The 21020-nt window shown below is 63.9% G+C and carries 19 protein-coding genes; 8 read left to right on the top strand and 11 right to left on the bottom strand.

Annotated elements, in window-relative coordinates; genetic code table 11:
* Nucleotides 1–6 precede the first annotated feature (6 nt).
* Nucleotides 7–672 (bottom strand): Crp/Fnr family transcriptional regulator, encoded by a 666-nt coding sequence (locus V1294_RS07075; RefSeq protein ID WP_334476737.1) that lies wholly within the window; start codon nucleotides 670–672, stop codon nucleotides 7–9.
* Between the two features lie 311 nt (nucleotides 673–983).
* On the opposite strand from V1294_RS07075, the gene V1294_RS07070 reads away from it, so the two are divergent.
* A complete protein-coding gene (locus V1294_RS07070; protein ID WP_334496015.1) occupies nucleotides 984–2096 on the top strand; it encodes a cyclic nucleotide-gated ion channel in 1113 nt (370 codons plus the stop codon).
* Between the two features lie 118 nt (nucleotides 2097–2214).
* A complete protein-coding gene (locus tag V1294_RS07065) occupies nucleotides 2215–3000 on the top strand; it encodes an enoyl-CoA hydratase/isomerase family protein (RefSeq protein ID WP_334496013.1) in 786 nt (261 codons plus the stop codon).
* Nucleotides 3001–3010: 10 nt separating this feature from the next.
* Here the strand turns inward: V1294_RS07065 and V1294_RS07060 are convergent, their stop codons facing one another.
* Nucleotides 3011–3445 (bottom strand): DUF6157 family protein, encoded by a 435-nt coding sequence (locus tag V1294_RS07060; RefSeq protein WP_334496011.1) that lies wholly within the window; start codon nucleotides 3443–3445, stop codon nucleotides 3011–3013.
* Between the two features lie 20 nt (nucleotides 3446–3465).
* Nucleotides 3466–4110 carry a glutathione S-transferase family protein gene (locus tag V1294_RS07055; protein ID WP_334496010.1) on the bottom strand — a complete coding sequence of 215 codons (645 nt, stop codon included), beginning with the start codon at nucleotides 4108–4110 and terminating at the stop codon, nucleotides 3466–3468.
* An 87-nt stretch (nucleotides 4111–4197) separates the two neighbouring features.
* Between V1294_RS07055 and V1294_RS07050 the strand changes: the two genes are divergently transcribed.
* The 3 genes from V1294_RS07050 to V1294_RS07040 all read left to right on the top strand — a co-directional run bounded on the left by V1294_RS07050 (nucleotide 4198) and on the right by V1294_RS07040 (nucleotide 7452).
* The gene (locus tag V1294_RS07050; protein ID WP_334496009.1) at nucleotides 4198–5226 is read left to right on the top strand and encodes a helix-turn-helix transcriptional regulator; all 1029 of its coding nucleotides are present in this window, start codon (nucleotides 4198–4200) and stop codon (nucleotides 5224–5226) included.
* Nucleotides 5227–5330: 104 nt separating this feature from the next.
* Nucleotides 5331–5576: a hypothetical protein gene (locus tag V1294_RS07045; protein ID WP_334476727.1), complete on the top strand. Its 246-nt coding sequence runs from the start codon at nucleotides 5331–5333 to the stop codon at nucleotides 5574–5576.
* Between the two features lie 244 nt (nucleotides 5577–5820).
* The gene (locus tag V1294_RS07040) at nucleotides 5821–7452 is read left to right on the top strand and encodes a hypothetical protein (RefSeq protein WP_334496008.1); all 1632 of its coding nucleotides are present in this window, start codon (nucleotides 5821–5823) and stop codon (nucleotides 7450–7452) included.
* A gap of 59 nt (nucleotides 7453–7511) precedes the next feature.
* Here the strand turns inward: V1294_RS07040 and V1294_RS07035 are convergent, their stop codons facing one another.
* The 3 genes from V1294_RS07035 to V1294_RS07025 form a co-directional block, all read right to left on the bottom strand.
* Complete coding sequence (locus V1294_RS07035; protein WP_334496006.1) at nucleotides 7512–9422, bottom strand: propionyl-CoA synthetase; 1911 nt, start codon at nucleotides 9420–9422, stop codon at nucleotides 7512–7514.
* 171 nt (nucleotides 9423–9593) lie between these two features.
* Nucleotides 9594–9821 carry a hypothetical protein gene (locus V1294_RS07030; RefSeq protein ID WP_334504544.1) on the bottom strand — a complete coding sequence of 76 codons (228 nt, stop codon included), beginning with the start codon at nucleotides 9819–9821 and terminating at the stop codon, nucleotides 9594–9596.
* A 7-nt stretch (nucleotides 9822–9828) separates the two neighbouring features.
* Nucleotides 9829–10950, bottom strand: a complete 1122-nt coding sequence (locus V1294_RS07025) for a tetratricopeptide repeat protein (RefSeq protein ID WP_334496004.1) — start codon at nucleotides 10948–10950, stop codon at nucleotides 9829–9831.
* A gap of 374 nt (nucleotides 10951–11324) precedes the next feature.
* Between V1294_RS07025 and trpS the strand changes: the two genes are divergently transcribed.
* The gene (trpS, locus tag V1294_RS07020; protein WP_334496002.1) at nucleotides 11325–12326 is read left to right on the top strand and encodes a tryptophan--tRNA ligase; all 1002 of its coding nucleotides are present in this window, start codon (nucleotides 11325–11327) and stop codon (nucleotides 12324–12326) included.
* 1 nt (nucleotide 12327) lies between these two features.
* Here the strand turns inward: trpS and V1294_RS07015 are convergent, their stop codons facing one another.
* Nucleotides 12328–13095 carry a tetratricopeptide repeat protein gene (locus tag V1294_RS07015; RefSeq protein WP_334496000.1) on the bottom strand — a complete coding sequence of 256 codons (768 nt, stop codon included), beginning with the start codon at nucleotides 13093–13095 and terminating at the stop codon, nucleotides 12328–12330.
* A gap of 212 nt (nucleotides 13096–13307) precedes the next feature.
* Between V1294_RS07015 and V1294_RS07010 the strand changes: the two genes are divergently transcribed.
* Both V1294_RS07010 and V1294_RS07005 read left to right on the top strand, forming a co-directional pair.
* Nucleotides 13308–14078, top strand: coding sequence for a hypothetical protein (locus V1294_RS07010; protein WP_334495999.1), 771 nt, complete (start codon nucleotides 13308–13310; stop codon nucleotides 14076–14078).
* Between the two features lie 100 nt (nucleotides 14079–14178).
* Complete coding sequence (locus V1294_RS07005; RefSeq protein ID WP_334495997.1) at nucleotides 14179–15723, top strand: cation:proton antiporter; 1545 nt, start codon at nucleotides 14179–14181, stop codon at nucleotides 15721–15723.
* 15 nt (nucleotides 15724–15738) lie between these two features.
* Here the strand turns inward: V1294_RS07005 and V1294_RS07000 are convergent, their stop codons facing one another.
* The 4 genes from V1294_RS07000 to V1294_RS06985 all read right to left on the bottom strand — a co-directional run bounded on the left by V1294_RS07000 (nucleotide 15739) and on the right by V1294_RS06985 (nucleotide 20873).
* The gene (locus tag V1294_RS07000) at nucleotides 15739–16545 is read right to left on the bottom strand and encodes an SDR family NAD(P)-dependent oxidoreductase (protein WP_334476719.1); all 807 of its coding nucleotides are present in this window, start codon (nucleotides 16543–16545) and stop codon (nucleotides 15739–15741) included.
* A 623-nt stretch (nucleotides 16546–17168) separates the two neighbouring features.
* Nucleotides 17169–18323 (bottom strand): IS110 family transposase, encoded by a 1155-nt coding sequence (locus V1294_RS06995; protein ID WP_334495995.1) that lies wholly within the window; start codon nucleotides 18321–18323, stop codon nucleotides 17169–17171.
* 70 nt (nucleotides 18324–18393) lie between these two features.
* A complete protein-coding gene (locus V1294_RS06990) occupies nucleotides 18394–18804 on the bottom strand; it encodes a DUF1850 domain-containing protein (protein ID WP_334476718.1) in 411 nt (136 codons plus the stop codon).
* Nucleotides 18765–20873, bottom strand: coding sequence for a TRAP transporter permease (locus V1294_RS06985; protein WP_334495993.1), 2109 nt, complete (start codon nucleotides 20871–20873; stop codon nucleotides 18765–18767). Before V1294_RS06985 ends, V1294_RS06990 begins: the two co-directional genes overlap by 40 nt.
* Nucleotides 20874–21020: the final 147 nt, after the last annotated feature.

Raw genomic sequence — 21020 nt, 5'->3', positions numbered from 1 at the left:
CGGCCTCTATGCAGGCTTCGGCGCGGCGGCGGACGCCGTTTGCTGGTTCAACTGCTGCTGCAGCGTCTCGAGGTTCTGAAACAGCCGCGCGCTGATCAGGCGAAGGAAATAGAAGCCGAAAGCCGGGTTCTGCACGTAGAGCTCCTCGACCTTGGTGTAGCTGACGCTCAGGACGAGGCCGGCTTCCACGCATTCCAGCGTCTGGGTTCGCGTGTTCGACGGCGACAGCATGCCCATTTCGCCGACGATGGCGCCGACCGGCAGCACGATGCCCGACTCGACCAGTTTGAACTTGCCGCTGACGATATAGAGCATGTCCTCGGCTTTTTCGTCCTTGTAGAACAGGATCTCGCCGGCCGCGCATTGGCGCTCGGTCATGAACGGCTTCAGCCATTCCATCGACAGGTCGCTGTTGACGGACTTCTTCACGTCGCGCACCAGCTGCAGCATCTGGTGCAGGCGATAGGAATTGACGAACAGCATGGCGAGCTGCACCACGATCACCAGGTAGTTGCGGGCCGGGATCGCGGTCAGGATCAGGATCACGTTGGCGAGAATGCCGAATACCCGCAACGGGATCATGGTCTTCATCGTGGTGGTGGCGACCACGAAAATTGTCGCAAACAGCGCGCCGGCGGTTCCTGCGTGTTGTGCCAGATGAGACGTATCCATCGGAAACCAACCAATATCTAAACGTGTTTTCACGATTCTGCTGCAGTGCCCGCTATCGTAATGTCCGCGGGGCCATTTTGATATACGAGGAAAGAACGACGATTTGTCGGGTTTCTCACGATTCCCGGGTAAAATTCACCCCTCACCCCGGCTCCCGGTCGCGGCCGGGCCGGCTGTCCTAAGGACGCATGGCGCCGTGTGAAGGCCGTCGTTGACGGCCTCCCCGCTGGCAGGCAGTTTGCGGACATTGGTCACGCTGCGGCTTGACTGTTATCCAGCTCTCATCGCACCCATCAGGCCCCTCCTCACCGATGTCCAAGCGGCTCGTTCTCTCGGCACTGGCTCGGTTCACCGCCAAGACGGCCGGCCGCAACATGACCAAGGCGGCCTATGCCGCCGTCGCGGCCGGCGTCGCTGCGATGGTGGTGCTCACCGTGGCCCCCGCCTACGAGGCGGCGCACCATTGGGTCGACGCGGTGCTGTGGACGTGCCTCGTCTATTTCGTGTTCGAATGGCTGGTGCGGCTGCGCCACATGGCCTGGCAAGGGCGGCTATCGCTCTACGCGCTTTCCGGCAGCGGGGTCGTCGACGCGATCGGCGCCCTGGCCGTGCCGGCAGCGCTCCTCGCGGGCATCGAGCCCAGGACGGCGTGGCTGCTCAGCATCCTCTGGGTGCTCAAGGTCGTTCCGGGCATTCCGGGGCTGCGGCAGCTGCGGCGCGTGCTGGTGCTCGAATCAGGACCGCTGCTCAGCGTGCTCGTGATCTTCCTGATGGTGGTGTTTCTGGCGTCGGTCGCGGAATATTTCCTGGAGCGCGACGTACAGCCGGCGACCTTCGGCAGCGTGCCGGCGGCGCTGTGGTGGGCGGTGGTGACGCTGACCACGACCGGCTATGGCGACGTGGTGCCGATCACCCCGCTCGGCCGCATGGTCGCGGCGCTGGTGATGATCTCCGGCCTCGGCGTGTTCGGGCTCTGGACCGGTATTCTGGCGACCGGCTTTGCCGCCGAGACCCGCCGCGACAATTTCCTGAAGACGTGGGAGACCGTCAGCAAGGTGCCGTTCTTCGCTACCCTCGGCCCGGCCGCGATCGCCGACGTCACGCACATGCTGCGAACGATGGACCTGCCGGCGCGCACCATGATCATCCGCAAGGGCCAGCAGGGCGACTGCATGTATTTCATCGCCAATGGCGAGGCCGAGGTCGAATTGCCCGGCAAGAAAGTGGCGCTCGGCGAGGGCGCGTTCTTCGGCGAGATGGCGCTGCTCGGCAACAATGTGCGCGGCGCCAATGTCACGACCACCAAGGTGACGCGGCTGCTGGTGCTCGATCTCGTGGATTTTCGCCTGCTGATGGCGCGGCATCCTGATCTGGCCGAAACCATCGATGCCGAGGCCCAACGGCGCGCGCAAGAAAACAAATGATCAAAACCCCGGGCCGTCATTGCGAGGAGCGAAGCGACGAAGCAATCCATTCTTCCTTCGCGCGGCAGATGGATTGCTTCGCTTCGCTCTCAATGACGACTTAACAATGGAGAACAGCATGCGTGAAGCAGCCGACACAGCAAGCGCGCCGATACTTGAAGTCACAGGCGCGCGCGCCACCATCCGCCTCAACCGGCCGAAACATCTGAACCGGCTGCAGAGCGAGGATCTCGGCGACCTCGTAAAGCTGTTCGACCGGATCGAAGCCGATCCCGCGATCCGCGTGCTGGTGCTGACCGGCACCGGCCGCGCTTTCAGCGCCGGCTACGATCTCAATTCAGTGGCCGACCGCGCAACAAGCGCGAACGCGCAGCCGAGCGCGGGATCGGCATTCGAAGCGGTGGTCGACCGTCTGGAGGACCTTGGCGTGCCGACGATCTGCCGGCTCAATGGCGGCGTCTATGGCGGCGCGACCGACCTGGCACTGGCCTGCGATTTCCGCATCGGCGTCGATACGGCTGAAATGTTCATGCCGGCGGCGCGGCTCGGCCTGCACTATTACAAGAGCGGCATCGCCCGCTATGTGTCGCGGCTCGGCGTCGACAACGCCAAAATGCTGTTTCTCACCGCGCAGAAAATCTCAGCACCCGAAATGCTGCGGATCGGCTACCTCACCGCCATGGTGCCGGCGGAAGCGCTCGACGAGGAAGTCGACCGGCTCGCCACCATTCTGGCCGGCAACGCGCCGCTCGCAATGCGCGGCATGAAGCGCGCCATCAATGAATTCGCCCGCGGCAAACTCGACGAGGAAGCCGCCGACCTCCGCCATCGCGAGAGCATGCGCAGCGCCGAGATCAAGGAAGGCATCAAGGCGTTTGCGGAAAAGCGCCCGCCGAAATTCTAAGCGGGAAAGCTCAGGCCCGCTTCGTCCGCATCGCCCGGACCTGCTTTATATCGGGATCGCGCGCAAGTGCCTGGTAGCGCTTGCTGTCGACCGAATAGATCGCGACGCGCCCCTCGGCATCGGCATGCACGCCCCAGCCGAAGCGCTTGCCGAGCCCTGATGCCCGCAGGCACGCCTGCCCCCTGGAGAAGAATTCGTCGCGGGCAAGGCTTCGCGCCTTCTTCGTCGCCTTCGCATCGAGTTGCCGGCCGTGGGCGGAGGTCGCGAATATGACGTCGTCGGAGGTGTACTTGTAGGGCGCTTCAGAAATCATCCTGTATTGCAGGCCAGCGACCGTCGGATTCCCCGCGCGGGCCGGCGGCTCCTCGCCGGCCCGCGCGGGGCAATCTTCCGCGACCTGGATGAAAGTGTCGAAGCAGTTGGTCGTGTGAACTGTCTTTGTCATCGGGGACCCCGTGGTGCCGCTCACCCGCCGCAAGCCGCGGCGTGCTGCGCCGCTATCTCGGCATCATCAGCGGTGATCCGCTGGAAGGCGGGCCGCGACGTGATGCGTTCGGCATAGGCCACAAATACGTCCTTTCGCGGCACGAGGCCAAACATCATCGTCCAGCTGAACGCCACACCCCAGAGAATGTCGGCTGCCGTCATGCGTTCTCCGAGCAGATAGGGTCCCCTGGAAATTTGCGTCTCCAAGGCGCCGAGCATGGAGTCGTAATCGGAATATGGCGACTGCATCTGCGAAGCGGGCTCGCGCTTCATGAACTTGTCAATCAAGGCAGGCTCGAAGGACGAACCATAATAGGCGATCCAGCGCAGATACGGGCCGCGGCTGGGATCGTTGAGCGCGGGTGTCAGCCCGGCTTCCGGAAACAGGTCGGCGAGATAGATGTAGATGGCCACCTGCTCGGTCACCAGCGCCTCGCCGTGGCGAATCACCGGCACCTTGCCCAGCGGGTTGATGGCAAGATAGGCCGGCTGGCGTTGCTCGTCCGCCTTCATGTTCAGGACATGGAGATCATAGGGAGCTCCCAGTTCCTCCAGCAGCACCCGCGTGCCCGTCGCGCGGGTCTGCGGCGAATAATAAAGCGTGATGCGGTCCTGGCTGGTCATTGGCAATCTCCATTGGGCCTCTCGGGCAACGGGCCTTGTATGCCTGACCATACCTGACATCCTGTGTCAGGTATGGTTTAAGGGACCATGCGCGCGAGCCGGCTGCTTTCGATCCTCACCACCCTGCAGGCGCGGGGACAGGTCACCGCGCCCGAACTCGCGGAGGCCTGCGAGGTTTCGGTGCGCACCATCTATCGCGACATCGATGCGCTCGCCGCGGCAGGCATTCCCATCTATGCCGAGCGCGGCGCGGAAGGCGGCTACCGCCTGCTCGATGGTTATCGCGTGCGGCTGAACGGACTGTCACAACCGGAGGCGGAGGCGCTGTTCATGACGGGACTGCCGGGTCCCGCGGCCGCGCTTGGCCTCGATGCTGCGATGCTGACGGCGCAGACCAAGCTGATGGCGGCACTGCCGGCCAACCTGCGTCCGGACGCCGGCCGGATGCAGGAACGCTTTCATCTCGATGCCCCAAGCTGGTTCGGCGAAACCGAGCAGCCGAAGCATCTGCGCGCCATTGCGAGCGCGCTGCTGCGCGAAAACCTGATCGAAATCCGCTACCAGAGCTGGAGGGCAGAGAAGCGCCGTCGCGTCGCGCCGCTCGGTCTCGTGCTGAAAGGCGGCAGCTGGTATCTCGCCGGAAGCGTCGATGGCAGCGTGCGCACCTATCGCGTGGCACGCGTTCTCGACTGCAACGTTCTGGACGAGCGCTGCGTCCGGCCCGCCGGTTTCGATCTCGCCGCATACTGGCAAGCCGCAACGATCCGGCTCGAAGCCGAGATGCATCCGAACTACGCCACCGTGCGGCTGTCGCCGTTCGGCATAAAACTGCTCAACGCCTTGAGCCAGCCTTACGTGAGGACGCGCACCCGTATCGAGGAGGCCGCAGATGCCGCCGGCTGGCGGATCGCTGTCGTGCCGATCGGAAAAACGGTGTGGCATGCAGCCGCCGAGCTGCTGCGTCTCGGCGCGGAGGCGGAGGTGCTGGCACCGGCCGAGCTGCGCGACAGGATGGCCGAACTCACCCAGGCCATGGCCGCACGCTACCGGACGGCGCAGGATGGTTACCAGGATGACAAGGATTTCCGCGGATCTCGCGCCACGAAACACTCCTGAAACACGATTCTCCCCTTCGTACGTGAACGCAGAACGTTGTCGGCCCGACTGATGGGCAGGGACGCAACAACGGCCTCGTGCCAATCAATTGGAGAGTATTTAAAATGTTTCGCAAGATGACCCTCGGACTGATCGCCACCGCCGCGCTCACCATTGCCGCTGCAGCGCCCGCTTCCGCCGGCGGCTTTTACCACGGCCATCATCATTGGGGCCACGGCTGGGGTCCCGCCATCGGCGTCGGCTTCGGCGGCGTCTATGTCGACACCGGTTTGAACGGCTGCCTGCAACAGCGCTGGGTCGAAACCCGCCGCGGCATGCGCCTGCGCACCGTGAACGTCTGCGCCTACTGATCGAACATCCCTTGCGATAAGATCCCGGCCGCGTACCGCGCGGCCGGGATTTTTCGGCTGGAATCGTGCCGTGTCCGGCCAATTTGACCATCGCCTGCGCTGGCCATATTGTAGCGGATGCGGTGCAAGCCGCTCCCGGGCCCGCGGGAAGGGTTGAACCCACTTGCAGCTTTCGAGCGACATCTAGAGCCTTTGTGCAGCCGGTATTGCGGGCCGTCGGCGACGTCGTGCACGGAGGTGTTTGATGAACCGGTCTCCCGATCGATTGAACCTCGATCATCTGAAGAAACAAGCAAAGGAATTGATCCGCCGCTATCGAAGCCGCGATGCGGCGGCGATGGCGCGGTTTCGGCACGCGCTGCCGGCAACGGCGGGCCTCAGCGATGAAGACCTTTCGTCCCGGGGATTTCGCCTGCACGATGCGCAATCATGCATCGCGCGCGAGCTCGGTTTTGCATCCTGGCCTGACTTGAAGCGTTACGTCGAGGTGCAGGCGGTCGCGCGAGAGGCGCGCGCCGTTCGCGTGCTGCACTGGGCTCAGCTGCTTTATTCCGGCGACGTCAGCGGCACCGTCAACCGCGCAAACCCGCGCGTTGCTTTACGGATTCTGGCCGATGCCCCCGACCTCGTCGCAGGCGATCCTTATCTTGCCTGCGCGATCGGCGACGAACGCGTGCTGCAGCAGGCGATTCAGGCCGATCCGTCATGGGTCAACCGGCCTGGTGGCCCGTTGCGATTGCCAGCGCTTTGCGCTGCCGCACATTCGAGCCTGCTACGCGTGGAGGAATTTCGCGAGCGCCTGCATCGCAGCGTGCAGCGGCTCATCGCGGCAGGCGCCGACGTCAACCAGCATATCCACAGCCGCTGGCCGCCGGGATCCCTGAGCGAGCCGGATCAGCGCTGTCCGCTCTCGACGCTCTACGGCGCCGCGGGTAGCAACCACGACCCGGTATTGACCAAACTATTGCTCGAAGCCGGTGCGGACCCCAATGACGGCGAATCGCTCTATCATTCCTTGGAGAACCCGGCGTGCACGCGTCTGCTGCTGGAGCACGGCGCGCGCATCGCAGAAAGCAATGCGATCTATCGCTCGGTCGATCTCGATGACGACACTGCGCTGAAGCTGCTGCTGCAGCACGGCGGCGATCCGAACGAGCCGGCGCGAAATCCGCCGCTGACCGATTGGGGTTCGCCGCTCACATGGGCGATCTATCGCCGACGGCCACGCCATGTGAAGGCCCTGCTGGATGCGGGCGCCGATCCATCGCGACCGACGGCGGAAGGCGTCAGCCCGTACCGGCTGGCGCTGCAATTCGGGCTTACTGACGCTGCCGCCCTGCTGCGGGCGCAAACTGACGCGCCTGATATTTCCGACGAGGAACGCTTTATTGCCGCGTGCGCACGCGGCGACGAAGCCGACGCACGCGCGATGGCTTCGCGGCGCCCCGACCTGCCGGCCTCGCTGTCGCCGGCACAATTGCGATTGCTGCCTGATATGACAGCAGCAGGCGCCGACGACGCCGTCAAGCTGATGGTCAGGCTGGGCTGGCCGATTGCGGTGCGCGGCGGCGACTGGGACGCCTCTGCTCTCAATCTCGCAGTGTTCAGCGGCAATGCCGGGCTGACTCGCTTCCTGCTCGAACACGGTGCGAGCTGGACGGAACAGCACGGCTATGGCGACAACGCCAGCGGCACACTCGGATGGGCATCCCTTAACGAGCCGGTCGAAGGCGGAGACTGGGTTGGTTGCGCGCGCGCCCTGCTTGATCACGGCATGCCGCACGCAACGGTGGTCCCGGATGATCCCGAATGCGTCCTCATTGCAGGAATCAGAAAGCGGTTCTCCGACGAAGTCACTGAAGAGCTGCTGGGCTAGCCGCACGTGCGCCAGGCTGGCCATGGCCGGGTTCAAGCGATTGGCTTGACCCCGAAGCCCTACACCCTGCCCTTCAGCGCGTCGCCGATTTCGTCGAGCACCTTGGGATCCTCGATGGTGGCCGGCATGGTCCAGCTCTCGCCGTCGGCGATCTTCTTGATGGTGCCGCGCAGGATTTTTCCCGAGCGCGTCTTCGGCAATCGCCCAACCGTGATCGCGAGCTTGAACGCCGCGACAGGCCCGAGCTTGTCGCGCACCAGCGCCACGATCTCCTTTTCGATCTCGGCAGGCGCGCGCGTCACGCCGGCTTTCAGCACCAGGAAGCCGCAGGGCGCTTCGCCCTTGATCGCGTCCTTGATGCCGAGGACAGCGCATTCGGCGACGTCGGGATGCGAGGCCAGGATTTCCTCCATGCCGCCGGTGGAGAGCCGGTGGCCGGCGACATTGATGATGTCGTCGGTGCGGCCCATCACCCAGACATAGCCGTCGCCATCCTTGTAGCCGGCGTCGGATGTCTTGTAGTAGCCGGGAAACTCCGTGAGGTAGGCTTCCTTAAAGCGCGCATCCTGCTCCCACAAGGTCGGCAGGCAGGCCGGCGGCATCGGCAGCTTGATCACGATCGAGCCCATGGTGCCCGCGGGCACCGGCCTGGATGCCTCGTCGACCACGTCGACCTGGTAGCCCGGCATCGGCACCGTCGGCGAGCCGTGCTTGACCGGCAGCATACCGAGCCCCACCGGATTGCCGGCGATGCACCAGCCGGTTTCGGTCTGCCACCAGTGATCGATGACCGGCACCTTCAACTGCGCTTCCGCCCATTCCACCGTCGGCGGATCGGCGCGCTCGCCGGCCAGGAACAGCGTGCGGAATTTCGACAGGTCGTATTTGCGGATGAACGCGCCGTCCGGGTCCTCCTTGCGGATGGCGCGGAACGCGGTCGGCGCGGTGAACAGGGCGACCGCCTTGTGTTCCGAGATCACGCGCCAGAACGCGCCGGCATCCGGCGTGCCGATCGGCTTGCCCTCATACATGATGGACGTGGCGCCATGAATCAGCGGCCCGTAGACGATGTAGCTGTGGCCGACCACCCAGCCGATGTCGGAGCCGCACCACCAGACCTCGCCGGGCTTGACGCCGTAGAGGTTGAACATCGACCATTTCAGCGCGACCAGATGCCCGCCATTGTCGCGCACGACGCCCTTCGGGATTCCCGTGGTGCCTGACGTGTAGAGAATATAGAGCGGATCGGTCGCCAGCACCGGCGTGCACGGCGCGGCCTTGCCGGCAGCGAGCGCAGCACGGCGCAACGCTGCCCAGTCGTGATCGCGGCCGGCCGTGAGTTCGCAAGGATGCTGCGCCCGCTGCAGGATGACGCAGTTCTCGGGCTTGACGCTCGAGAGCTTGATCGCCTCGTCGAGCAGCGGCTTGTACTGCACGATGCGGCCGGGCTCGATGCCGCAACTTGCCGAAAAAATCAGTTTCGGCTTGGCGTCCTCGATCCGGGTTGCAAGCTCTTTCGCAGCAAAGCCGCCGAACACCACCGAATGCACCGCGCCGATCCGCGCGCAGGCCAGCATCGCAAACACCGCTTCCGGCACCAGCGGCATATAGAGGATGACGCGGTCGCCCTTGGCGACGCCGAAATCGGCCATCACGGCGGCGAGCGTCTGCACCTCCTTGAGCATCTCGGCATAGGTGAATTTCGAGATGGAGTTGGTGAGCGGCGAATCGTGGATCAGCGCGACTTGATCCGCGCGTCCGCCCGCGACATGGCGGTCAAGCGCGTTGTAGCAGGTGTTGACCACAGCGCCGGCGAACCAGCGGCCGTAAGTCCCCATCGAGGGATCGAAGATCTTTTTGGCCGGCTCGATCCAGTCGATCTCGCGTGCGGCCTCGGCCCAAAAGCCCTCGGGGTCGCTGAGCGAACGGGCATGGACCTCGTGATAGCGGCTGTTGTTTTGAATGTTCATGGCGCACTCCCGCTCAACGCGTTCTTGGGGCAGCTCTGGAAGCCCTGACATGGGCGAGTGCCGGGCACCCTGCCATTGACCAGGATCAAATTCAGGCCGCATTTCTTGAACGCATTGTCACGGGAAGCGGTGGGAGATCAAGCCGGAACAGACCAGCCGTTCTGCAAAAGCCTATTGCCGAGCGATCGTATTGAGCTTCTCCAACCGGTCCTCCATCGCCTGACGGAGGTCATAGCCGCGCTTGCCGAACGAGGCGTTGCGCTTCTCGATGAAATCGCGCTGCTGCCGGGTCAGCGCCAGCGCCGCGCGATGGCTGTCGGATTCCGCATTGGCGATCACCCGCAGAAACACGTCGTTGATGTTGCGGTCGAGCTGGGCGAGACCGGGATCGGCGCAGATCGCCTTTTCAACCTGACGTTTCGCGGTGGTGCAATTGAAGCTCGGCAGATTCTTCTGGTAGCTCAGCGAGCCCAGCCGTTCGATCTCCTGCGCTATCCTTGTGATTGGCGGCGGCGGTGCTGTCGGAAGGGTTGAGACGGACGGCTTCCGCATAATCCTGCAGCGCGCGGCGGCGGTCGCCCTTCTTGACCCAGGCCGCGCCGCGGTTGTTGTAGGCGCGCTGGAATTTTGGATCGAGCTTCAATGCCGCGTCGTAGTCCGCGATGGCACGGTCGTAATCCTTCCTGGCCTGGTAGGCGTCGCCGCGGTTGGTGAGGAATTTCGCTTCGGGGCGGATCTTGATCGCCTCGTCGTAGTCGGCGATCGCGCGGGCGTAGTCGCCGTTGCCGGCGAGGTCGAGGCCTCGATTGTCGAAGAATTCCGGCTGCGTCGGATCGATCCGGATCGCCGCGGTGACGTCCTCAATCGCTTTTTCCGCACGGCCCAGCTTGCGGTAAGCTGCGGAACGGTTGCTGTAGGTGCGCGCGCGGTGCGGCTCAAGACGCAGCGCCTCGTCGTAATCGGCGATCGCCTTCTGATACTCGCCCTTGAAGTACCAGGCGGCGCCGCGATCCGAAAACACCTGCGCGAAATCCGGCTGGAGCCGCAGCGCTTCGTTATAGTCCTCGATGGCGCGGTCGTATTTTTTGGCGTTGTTGAAAGCGTTGCCACGGTTGGCGTAACCATTGGCATTGTCCGGCTCGAGCCGGATGGCCTGGTTCAGCGCCTCGAGCGCAGCCTCCATTTTGCCGGTCTGACGCAGGATTTCACCGCGGGCGCGGAAGGCCCGGGCCCGGTTGGGATCCCTGGATATGACGGTATCGATTTCGGCCAGGGCCTTGCCGGTCTGGCCGCTGTTATGCAACGCGGCGGCGCGGGTAATCGTGGCGTCGAGCCGGTCGCCCTCCGGCGTCGCCGGATTGTCGATCAGCGCGGTGCAAACCTCGATCACCTTCGCGGGCTCGGCGGCCGAAAGCGCCGCACAGATGACCGGCGGCTCGGCGGCCGGCTGAGCCGGGGCGCCCAAGGAGGTCAGGATTGCAATGGCAAAGGCCGCGCTTGCGGCAAATGGCGAAACAAATGGTCGCATTATCGGCTCTTCAAAATAAATGAAGTACGCGCGGTTATGCCGCGCCCGATCACTTGGTCGCCGCTGATCTTCCCAAGGTTCGAAAACTCGGGGCATCTCCCCCTGATCGGACCAATATGGCGCAGGTTCAGGACCATTAATAAATCCAGGTCCGAGCCCCTTGTCGTTATTCACGCAACGCTATGTGTTGACCCGCATCCGTGCATAGCCGAGGGAAACTTCCATGAAACGCACGATGATCATTGTCAAACTTTGGTGGCTGGCCTGCTGACAGGGCGGCCGGACGTTTCATTACATCTGGGGCCGCCGCAAGGGCGGCCTTTTGTTTTGATGATCCCCCATGCGGTGTTCCCCTCATCTCACGAGGACACCTCATGACCAGACCCGTTGTTCTGACAGGCGACCGCACCACCGGCCCGCTGCACATTGGCCACTATGCCGGATCGTTGCTCAACCGTCTGCGATATCAGGACACCCACGAGCAGTTTCTCCTCCTGGCTGATACGCAAGCCCTGACCGACAATGCGCACACCCCCGACAAGGTGCGGCTCGGTGTGATGGAGGTGGCGCTCGACTATCTTGCCATAGGGATCGACCCAGCCAAGACCACGATCTGCCTACAATCCCACCTGCCCGCGCTGGCCGAACTGTCGATGCTCTATTTGAACTTCGTGACCGTCGCCAGATTGGAACGCAACCCCACGATCAAGGACGAGATCCGCGGCCGCGGCTTCGGACGCGACATCCCGGCAGGCTTCCTTTGCTATCCTGCGGCGCAGGCGGCGGACATTACCGCGTTCAAGGCAACTGTAGTGCCGGTGGGTGAGGATCAGGCGCCGCTGATCGAACAAACCAACGAGATCGTGCGCCGTATCAACACCACGGCCGGACGGGCAGTCCTGCCGGAAGCGCAGGCCGTCATTCCACAGGCGGGGCGGCTACCGGGCGTGGACGGGAAGGCGAAAATGTCGAAATCCGGCGGCAATGCCATCGCCCTTTCGGCCTCGCCGGACGAGATCGCGGCGGCAGTGAAGGCGATGTTCACCGACCCCAATCATCTGCGCGTCGAAGATCCCGGACGAGTCGAAGGCAATGTCGTCTTCACCTATCTGGATGCTTTTGACGAGGATCGCACTACGCTGGAAGAGCTGAAGGCGCAGTATCGGCGGGGAGGAATAGGCGACAGCAAGATCAAGCGCCGCCTCGAAGACATCTTGCAGGCGCTGATTGCACCGACGCGGGAACGAAGGACGCAACTGGCCAAAGATCCGGCTTATGTCCTCGACGTGATTCGACGCGGTACGGAAAAGGCGAGGAGCCGGACCGAGACAACGAAGCGGGAAGTTGTCGAAGGCCTCGGGCTGTTCATGTTGTAGTCTAGTAGCCGACGATCCCGTTGATCTTTTGCAGGCGGTCGCGCATGGCCTTTTTCAGATCGTAGTCGGGCCGGCGGCCGTATTCCGCATCGCGCCGGGCAAGGTATTCCTGCTGCTCCCGCCGCAGCGTGCGGGCTTGCTGCGGGGTCATCTTTGCGGCGGCCGCCTTGACATAGGCCGCGTGGACTTCGCGATCGAGATCGGCAAGTTCGGGATTGGCGCAGATCGCCTTCTCCACCTTGCGGCGGGCAGTTGCGCAGTTGAAGCTCGGCTTGCCGGCGATCGCCTTCAGCACGCCCTGTCGCTCCGCCTCCTGCGCTAGCGCCCGGTGGTTGGCCCTTGCGACGACGTGATCCGGATTCAGCTTGATCGCCGCGGCAAAATCGGCCACCGCCTTGGGCAGATCACCTTTCTTACGCCAGAGTTCACCGCGCGCATTGTGAGCATCGGCGTATCCGGGATCGAGCCGCAACACGCCGTCATAGTCGGCGATCGCGCGGTCGATCATATCCTTGCGTTCATAGGCGGAGGCGCGCGCAATCAGCGCCTTGATGCGGTCGGCCTTTTCGGTCTTTGCATTGTCGATCAGCGCGCCGCACGTGCTGAGCGTCTTGTCGTCGTCCTTTGCATGGGCAGCAGCAAGGCACGGCGCCGGGTCGATCTTCAGATCCTTGACCGGCTCGGCGCCGGTCGCCCACACATCATGTGCAAACACAATCCACAGCAGAGAGGCCACGACCAGGTTGCGGATATCGGGATAGCCTCGCATCAATTGATCCGGAAAGCGCTGTCGATTGCGGCGCGATCCTAGCAAGCGACCTGCGTTTTCGACAAGCAACCTGCAAATTTCCCGTTCGCACAAGAACTGATTTTGGCAGAAACGTGACCCGCGGGAAACGTAATTCTCTTCACAGACGGAAGAATACAATCCGTGAGAAAATCTGCTGTGAACCTTTTGCAGTTCTAGCGGACTCAACAACCATGACCACATTGACCGACTTCAATCCGCCGCGCGCCATCGCGCAATCCCAATCAGGTTACTTCTTTTTCTACATGGCGCTGGCCTGCATGGCCGTCGCCTTTCTCGGCTTTGCACCGACCTACTGGCTGCCACTGGCGAAGCGATCGTTTTCGGCCTCGCCCGTTGTGCATTTTCACGGCCTATTATTTTTCGCCTGGTCGCTCTATTTCGTATTCCAGAGCTGGCTTGCCGCGTCTGGCAGGGTCGCCCGGCACCGCACCATCGGCATGATCGGCGTCTCGCTGGCGACCGCGATGACGATCTTCGGCTTCCTGGTCGCGGTCAACGCCATGAAGCGCTCCGCGGCGGCCGGACTGACCGACGACGGAATCGCGTTTGCGATTGTTCCGCTAAGCGGAATTCTGTTCTTTGCCGTGGTTTTCGTGCTCGCCATTGCGGCTATCCGCAAGCCTGAAATGCACAAGCGGCTGATGCTGCTTGCCGGCATCTCGCTATTGGACGCCGCGGTCGCGCGCTGGTTTCTGACCTTCCTGGCGCCTCCCGGCCCCCTCGGCCCTCCGCCGGTGCCGGTGACCATCCCGCCCGCCTTCGTCGCCTACCTCCTGCTGGTCGCCGCGATCGTCCACGACTGGCGCACGCGCGGCCGGCCGCATCCGGTCTATGTCTACGGCGGCCTCGCGCTGATCGCCGTCAAGCTCCTGAACTGGCCGATCAGTGCTACGCCGCTCTGGCATTCCTTCGCCGGCGGCATATTGGCGATGGCGCAGTAGCCGAATTGGGCGACTGTCCGATTCTTCCAATCAGGAAGACCCGCCGGCTTTTATGCTAGATTGATGGCGACATCGATCTCGGCCGGCGGGAATCCCAGATTTGCTAGCATTCGAATGGATTATCGGGCTGCTGCTTGGCGCGGTCCTGCTGTCCGCGCTGGCGCGGCGGCTGAAGGTGCCGTATCCGACATTTCTTGCGATCGGCGGCATGTTGCTGGCCTTCGCGCCATCAGGTCCAAAGTGGACGCTGGAGCCTGATCTGGCGCTGGCGCTGTTCGTGGCGCCGGTATTGCTGGATGCGGCTTTCGACACCTCGCTGCGCGACCTTCGCAACAACTGGCTGCCGGTCTCGACACTGGTGCTGGTCGCGGTTGGGGTCACGACCGCCGCCGTCGCTGTGGTCGCGCACTGGCTGCGCCCCGACATGCCATGGGCGGTCGCGATCGCGCTCGGCGCCATCGTGGCACCGCCCGACGCCGCGGCGGCCACTGCGATCCTGCGCCAGGTCAACCTGCCTTACCGCATCCAGAAGATCCTCGAAGGCGAAAGCCTGCTCAACGATGCCAGCGCGCTCCTGATCTACCGCGTCGCGGTCGGCCTGGTTGCCGCCGAGCACATGAAGGTGCACGAGTTCGTGCCGTCCGTTGCGCTGGCGCTGTTCGGGAGCCTCATTGCCGGCTTCCTGTTCGCGCGGGTCTGGACGAAGATCACGCGCCGCATCACCGAGGCCCCGAGCGCAATCATCACGCAATTCGCCGGCACCTTTATGGTGTGGATCGTCGCCGAGCATATCGGGCTGTCCGGCATTCTCACCATCGTCGCCTATGCGATCACGATCGCCCGCACCGCACCCGAGCGTACCCCGGCGCGGCTGCGCGTGGCCTCCTATGCGGTGTGGGAAACCGTCGTGTTCGTGCTCAACGTGCTGGCGTTCATTCTGATCGGCATGCAGCTCAATCCGATCTGGTCCGGGCTCGACGACGAGGTGCGGTTCAAGTACTGCAGCTTTGCCGCCGCGATCCTCGCCGTCGTGATCCTCGCCCGCATCGCCTGGGTGATGCCATATGGCGCATTGCTGCGCGCCTTGAACGCGCACGGCCTGCTTCCTTCCCGTGTGTCTCCCGCGGTACCGACGGTGGAACGCGGCATCATCGTGTCCTGGTGCGGGATGCGCGGCATCGTTACGCTGGCGGCCGCCTTCGCGCTGCCGGAGAGCTTCCCGTATCGCGATCTCATCCTGCTGACGGCCTTTGCCGTGGTGCTGGGGACGCTCGTGATCCAGGGCCTCACACTGCGGCCGGTGATCCTCGCGCTGAAATTCGAGAAGGACGATCCGGTCGCGCGCGAGGCCGCTCAAGCCCGCTGCATCGCCTATCGCGCCGCGCTCGAGGCGATCGAGTCCGATCCGTCCGAGGAGGCCGAAATCCTGCGGCTGGAATACCGCGCCGTGCTGCTGCGTGCCGAAACCGAACCCGAACTCGGCATCGCGACCAGCGAGCTGCCGGCCGATCCGCTGCGCCGCCGCGCCATCGGCGCGGCACGGGAAGCGCTGCTGCGGATGCGTCGTTTCGAGGAGATCGGCGACGACGCCTTCCACCAGGTGGAAGAAGAACTCGACCGCGCCGAATTGGGCGCGCAGGCATAACGGGGCAATAGCGCGTCACGCGCCCGATTTGCTCGTGATACCGCCATCGACCACGAGCTCGATGCCGGTGACATATTTCGATTCATCGGACGCCAGAAACAGCGCGGCGTTGGCGACATCCCAGGCGTCGCCCATGTGCCCCATCGGCACCTGTGCGTCGCGCGCCCGCCACATCGCCTCGACATCGCCGGCCGAATAGCTGGCTGCCAGCCCCGCGGAGTGCTCGACCATCGGTGTCTTCATCAGACCCGGCAGGATGCAGTTCACCCGGACATGGTCGCGCGCGAACTGCACGGCGGTGGTGCGCGTCATCTGGTTCATCGCCGCCTTCGAGGCGCCGTAGGTGACGTAGGAAATACCGAGATGGCGGATGGATGCAATCGACGAGATGTTGATGATCGAGCCGCCGCCCTGCTTCTGCATCACGGGGATGACATGCTTCATGGCGAAATAGGCGCTCTTGAGATTGACGGCGAAGACGTGATCCCAGCTTGCCTCGTTCACCTCGACGACATTTCCCATTTCGGCGATGCCGACATTATTGTCGAGCACGTCGATGCGGCCATAGGTCTTGCGGCACGCCGAAACCATCGCCTCGACCTCGGTTTCACGCGAGACGTCGGCGGTGAAAGCCGCCGCCTTGCCGCCCTCGCCCGTAATGATCTCTACCGTCTCCTTTGCCGCCGCCGCATTGCGGTCGACGCAAAACACCTGCGCCCCCTCGCGCGCGAAGGTCACCGCAGTTGCCTTGCCATTGCCCCAGCCGGGACCGATCGATCCCGCCCCCACCACCATCGCTGTCTTGCCCTTGAGCCGTTCCATCGACCTCTTCTCCCTTGTGAGTTCTCGTCTTCTTGTAGCTCGGGTGAAGCGCAGCGCAACCCGGGATTCTTGTTTGGCACTTGCCCCGGATTGCGCGGAGCCTGTCATCGGGCGCGCATTCGCGCGACCCGTTGGCTCCATCCGGGCTTGTATGGGGTTGTGGTTGTCAAGGGGAATGATTGATCAGGGCATGTGTTGCTCCCGGTCGTTGTCGTGGAGCGCGCTGCGCTCGCAGTGGCTGTTTCGTTCCGATGGTTGATCGCTGCGCCAGGCGCGGCCGCGGTCAAGGTTGGCCGCAGGCCACCGCCGGAGGCGGCGCGTAGCGACCTTGACGGCGGCAAGGCTGGCGCGAAGCTTTCGGATCGGAACGTTTTGGTGCGCGCGGTGAGCGGGTTGACGCGACATCCTGGACTGGGCCGTGACGTTGTTATGCGGCAGACACCGCATCAACTTGTATCCGGTCGGGTGTGGTGACCCGGACCCTGATCTTTCATGCACGGGTGAAGGTAAGGCCCAGAAGAGACGGGACCCATCTACGAAAGCGGAATCCGAAGACCCAAACCCGGGTTCGGTCACACGTCTGTCCTGGGTCACGTCGGCCGTCATTGGCGCACCGGCGTTCGTTAGAGGCTTGGGCGCAGCGCCGCGCCGGTTGGCACGAGGCCGGTTTCCAGATAGCGCCACAGTGCCACCATCAGCTTGCGCGCCAGCGCTACGATGGCGATCTTGCGGATGCGGCCCTTGAGGTTGCCAACCCGCGCGCGGAACCAGCGGCTCAGCTCGCTGTCGGGCTGATGGCTCAGCCACAGCCAGGCGAGCTCGATTGCGGTCGTTCGCGCCCGGCGATTGCCCGCCTTGCTGATGCCCTGTTGTCGACGGCGGGCGCCGCTGTCGTAGGGCATGTCGGTCAGTCCGACGCAACTGCCGACCTGACGCCGGTTCTTAAAGTCACGGTAGAAGACCTCGTTGGCCAGGAGCTGGGCGATGTGCGGGCCGATCGCCTTGAGTTGGGCAAGCTGAACCGCCTTCGCCTCGACCGAGTCCTTTGCCGGTGCCCGATGCGCGGCCGCATTCGCCGCCTCGAGCGCCCTGATCTGCGTGTGCACCAATACCAGCCGCTCATGCTCGCGGCGGATCTCATCCTTCAGCCGTGGCGGCAGAACGCGCCCATCGCCGGTACGCATCTCGTCCAGACCCGACAAGAAGCCCGGCTTCAGGGGCATGACATCGCGGATGCCCTGGCCATGCAGCAGCCCCTTGATCCGGTTGCTGTGTCCGGTGCGCTCCTTCAGCAGCCGCTCGCGCTCGCGCGTACGCCGTTTGCGATCCTCATCCTCAGGCGTGGGAACCCGAACCATGCTGCAAACCCGCGGTTCGCCCCGCAGGTACGCCAGAAACGAGCGCATCAACTGCGCCAGGTCGATCCGATCGGTCTTGGCACGCCGGGCCCGCCGGTTCACCTCGATGCTCGACGCATCGATCTCGTAATTGAGTACCTCGTTGTCGGCCAGCCAGCGGTGCAGCCAATGACCGTCGAGACCCGCTTCATAGCAGGACAGAATACGAACCGGCTTCCCCGCCTGCGCCGCTTTCGCCCGAGCCTTGACCAGCAAACCCGACAGCGCCGCCAGGTCGCCCCCATCAATCCGGTAACGGCTCATCTTCTCGCCGCCAGGCATCATTATGCCCAGCTGCCATTTCGCCTTGCTCAGTTCGAAAGCAATGTAAACCGTGCCATACTCGCAGCCGGCGGGTGTGTCAGTGTGATCAGTGCGCATCGTTGATCCTCCGGGTGGTTGGGTGCTCGCAAACTCAGCTTACCCCTGACCACCTGCCACCCCATAGGATCTACGGATTGCAGGCGCGCATGATCGTCACATCGGTTCCGACCGGATGACCGAATATGTCAGACAATGTTCGGCATTTGCCATCACTGCACAACCGCCATTCGCCGGCGGCGCCGGAATTGCCCAGCACCACTTCCGGCAACGCTGCGCGCTTCGGCTGCCATCGAAACCAGCCATCGATCAATCGCGCCTCCGGCGGCGGCTCCATGCCCGCACCGCTGCCCTTGACGCGCGCCTGCACCAGCTCCAGCGCCTGCGGCGTGACACGCCAGTCTTCCTGCCAGTCGGTCTTCTCGATCGAGTGCGTCCACGCCAGCGTGAACGCCGCAATCGACAGGGTCTTCACGACACCGGCTGAGGCGAGGCAGACGCTCAAGCCGCTGCCACCGCGTTGCGCGAACGCTGCCGCCATTGCCAGACCACGACGGCCGCCGCCAGCGCGAAGCCGATGGTGTCGCTGAAGGCGAACTCGCCGAGCAGGCACAGCGCCGCAACGAAAGCGACCGCGATCTCAAGCCGGGTCAGCCGCGTAAACAGGAAACCGATGGCGACGATGCCGAACAGGCCGATCGCAACCAGTGCCTTGAGCATCGCCAGCGCCACCGCGCCGTAAAAACCGAGTTGGGCCGCCATGGGATCGCCCGCCTGCAGCATCAGGGCCGGTGAGTAGACGAAGATGAACGGAATGACATAACCCGCGAGCGCGATCCGCATCGCCTCCCACCCGATCCTATCGGGGTTTTCCTTCGCAATCGGCGCCGCCGCGAGCGCGGCCAGCGCCACCGGCGGCGAGAGGTCGGCCATGATGCCGAAATAGAACGCGAACATGTGGCTGGCGATCGGCGGCACGCCGAGCTTGGCGAGCGCGGGTGCTGCAAGTGCTGCGGTGATAATGTAGGTCGGGATCGTCGGGATGCCGGTGCCGAGCAGGATCGACAGCAGCATGGTCATGACCAGCGCCAGGAACAGGCTCTTGGCGCCGAGCCCGATGATCCAGCCGCCGAAGATGGTGCCGACGCCGGTCTGCGTCATCATGCCGATGATGGTGCCGACGACGGCGCAGGCCATGCCCACAGTGAGCGCCGATTTGGCGCTGTCGGCGAGTGAATCGCGGCAGGTCGCGAGCGTTGCCCGGCCGCCGCGCGTGATCGCGGCAATCAGGACCAGCCCGCCGACGACGCATGCGATCGGTATGATCTCGAGGCCGCTGCGCGATACCGCTGCGGCTACCAGCGCGAGCCCGATCCAGAAGATGTAGCGCACCACGATGTGGGAGAGCCCGAGCGTGATGCTGGCGCCGAGGATCAGGGCGACCGTCAGCGCGAGCCCCATGCTGCCGGCGTAAAGCGGCGTAAAACCTTCGAACAGCATGTAGACCAGCGCGACCAGCGGCAACACCAGGTACCAGCGCGCCACCAGCGCCTTCCACGCGTTCGGGATGTCCGAACGCTTCATGCCGACGAGGCCGTGCTTGCCGGCTTCCAGATGCACCATCCAGAACGCGGACGCGAAATAGAGGATGGCCGGAATCACCGCGGCCTTGACGATCTCGGAATATTGCACCCCTAACGTTTCGGCCATGATGAAGGCGACCGCGCCCATCACCGGCGGCATGATCTGTCCGCCCATCGAGGCGGTGGCCTCGACGCCGGCGGCGAACGCGCGGCGGTAGCCGAACTTGATCATCAGCGGAATCGTGAACTGGCCGACGGTGACGACATTGGCGACGCCGGAGCCGGAGATCGTTCCCATCATCCCCGAGGCGAACACCGCGACCTTGGCCGGTCCGCCGCGGGCGCGGCCGAACAGGCCGAGCGAGACGTCGGTGAAGAGCTGGATCATGCCGGCGCGTTCGAGGAACGAGCCGAACAGAACGAACAGGAAGATGTAGGTCGCCGAGACATAGATCGGCACGCCGTAGAATCCTTCGGTGCCGAACGACAAATGGGTGATGATCTGATCGAAATCATAGCCGCGATGGTTGAATGGCTGCGGCAAATACTGGCCGAACAACCAGTAAAGCAAACACACGCCGCACATCAGCGGCAGCGCCAGCCCCATCAGCCGCCGCGTGCCTTCGAAGATCAGCACGGCAAGCAGCGTACCAACCGCAAGATCGGCGCGCGTCGGATCGCCGTCGCGGGCGATCAGGTCGGCGTAGAAGATCCACTGGTACAGCCCGCACAGCAAGCCCGCACCGCCAATCAGCCAGCCGAGCGCGCGGCCGAAATCGCTCTTGGCGTTGAAGTTGCCGATCAGGCCGAAGGTCATCAGCAGCAGGAAGCCGACGTGAACGCCGCGCACCACCTGGCTCGGCAGATAGTTGAACGCGGCGACGTAAAGCTGGAAGGCCGCAAAGACGATGCCGATGGCATAGGCGAGATAGCCCCAGCCGCCGGGGCCGAAGCCCGCCGGAAAACCATGCTCGAAATTATCGAACTCGACCTTGACGGGCTCTTCCGTCCCCTCGGCTTGCCGCATGTCCGTGATTCCCTGCCCGCGCTGGTTATATCACCAGCTCCGTCACTGGATACGTCATGGCTGGGCGTGTCCCGGCCATCCACGTCTTACTGCGGTCTCGTCAAGGACGTGGATGCCCGGCACAAGGCCGGGCATGACGGCGAAAAG

This window comes from Bradyrhizobium sp. AZCC 1678 (assembly GCF_036924765.1).
GTDB lineage: Bacteria > Pseudomonadota > Alphaproteobacteria > Rhizobiales > Xanthobacteraceae > Bradyrhizobium > Bradyrhizobium algeriense.
The sequence above is the reverse complement of the archived record's forward strand: the minus strand, read 5'-3'. Positions and strand labels throughout refer to the sequence as shown.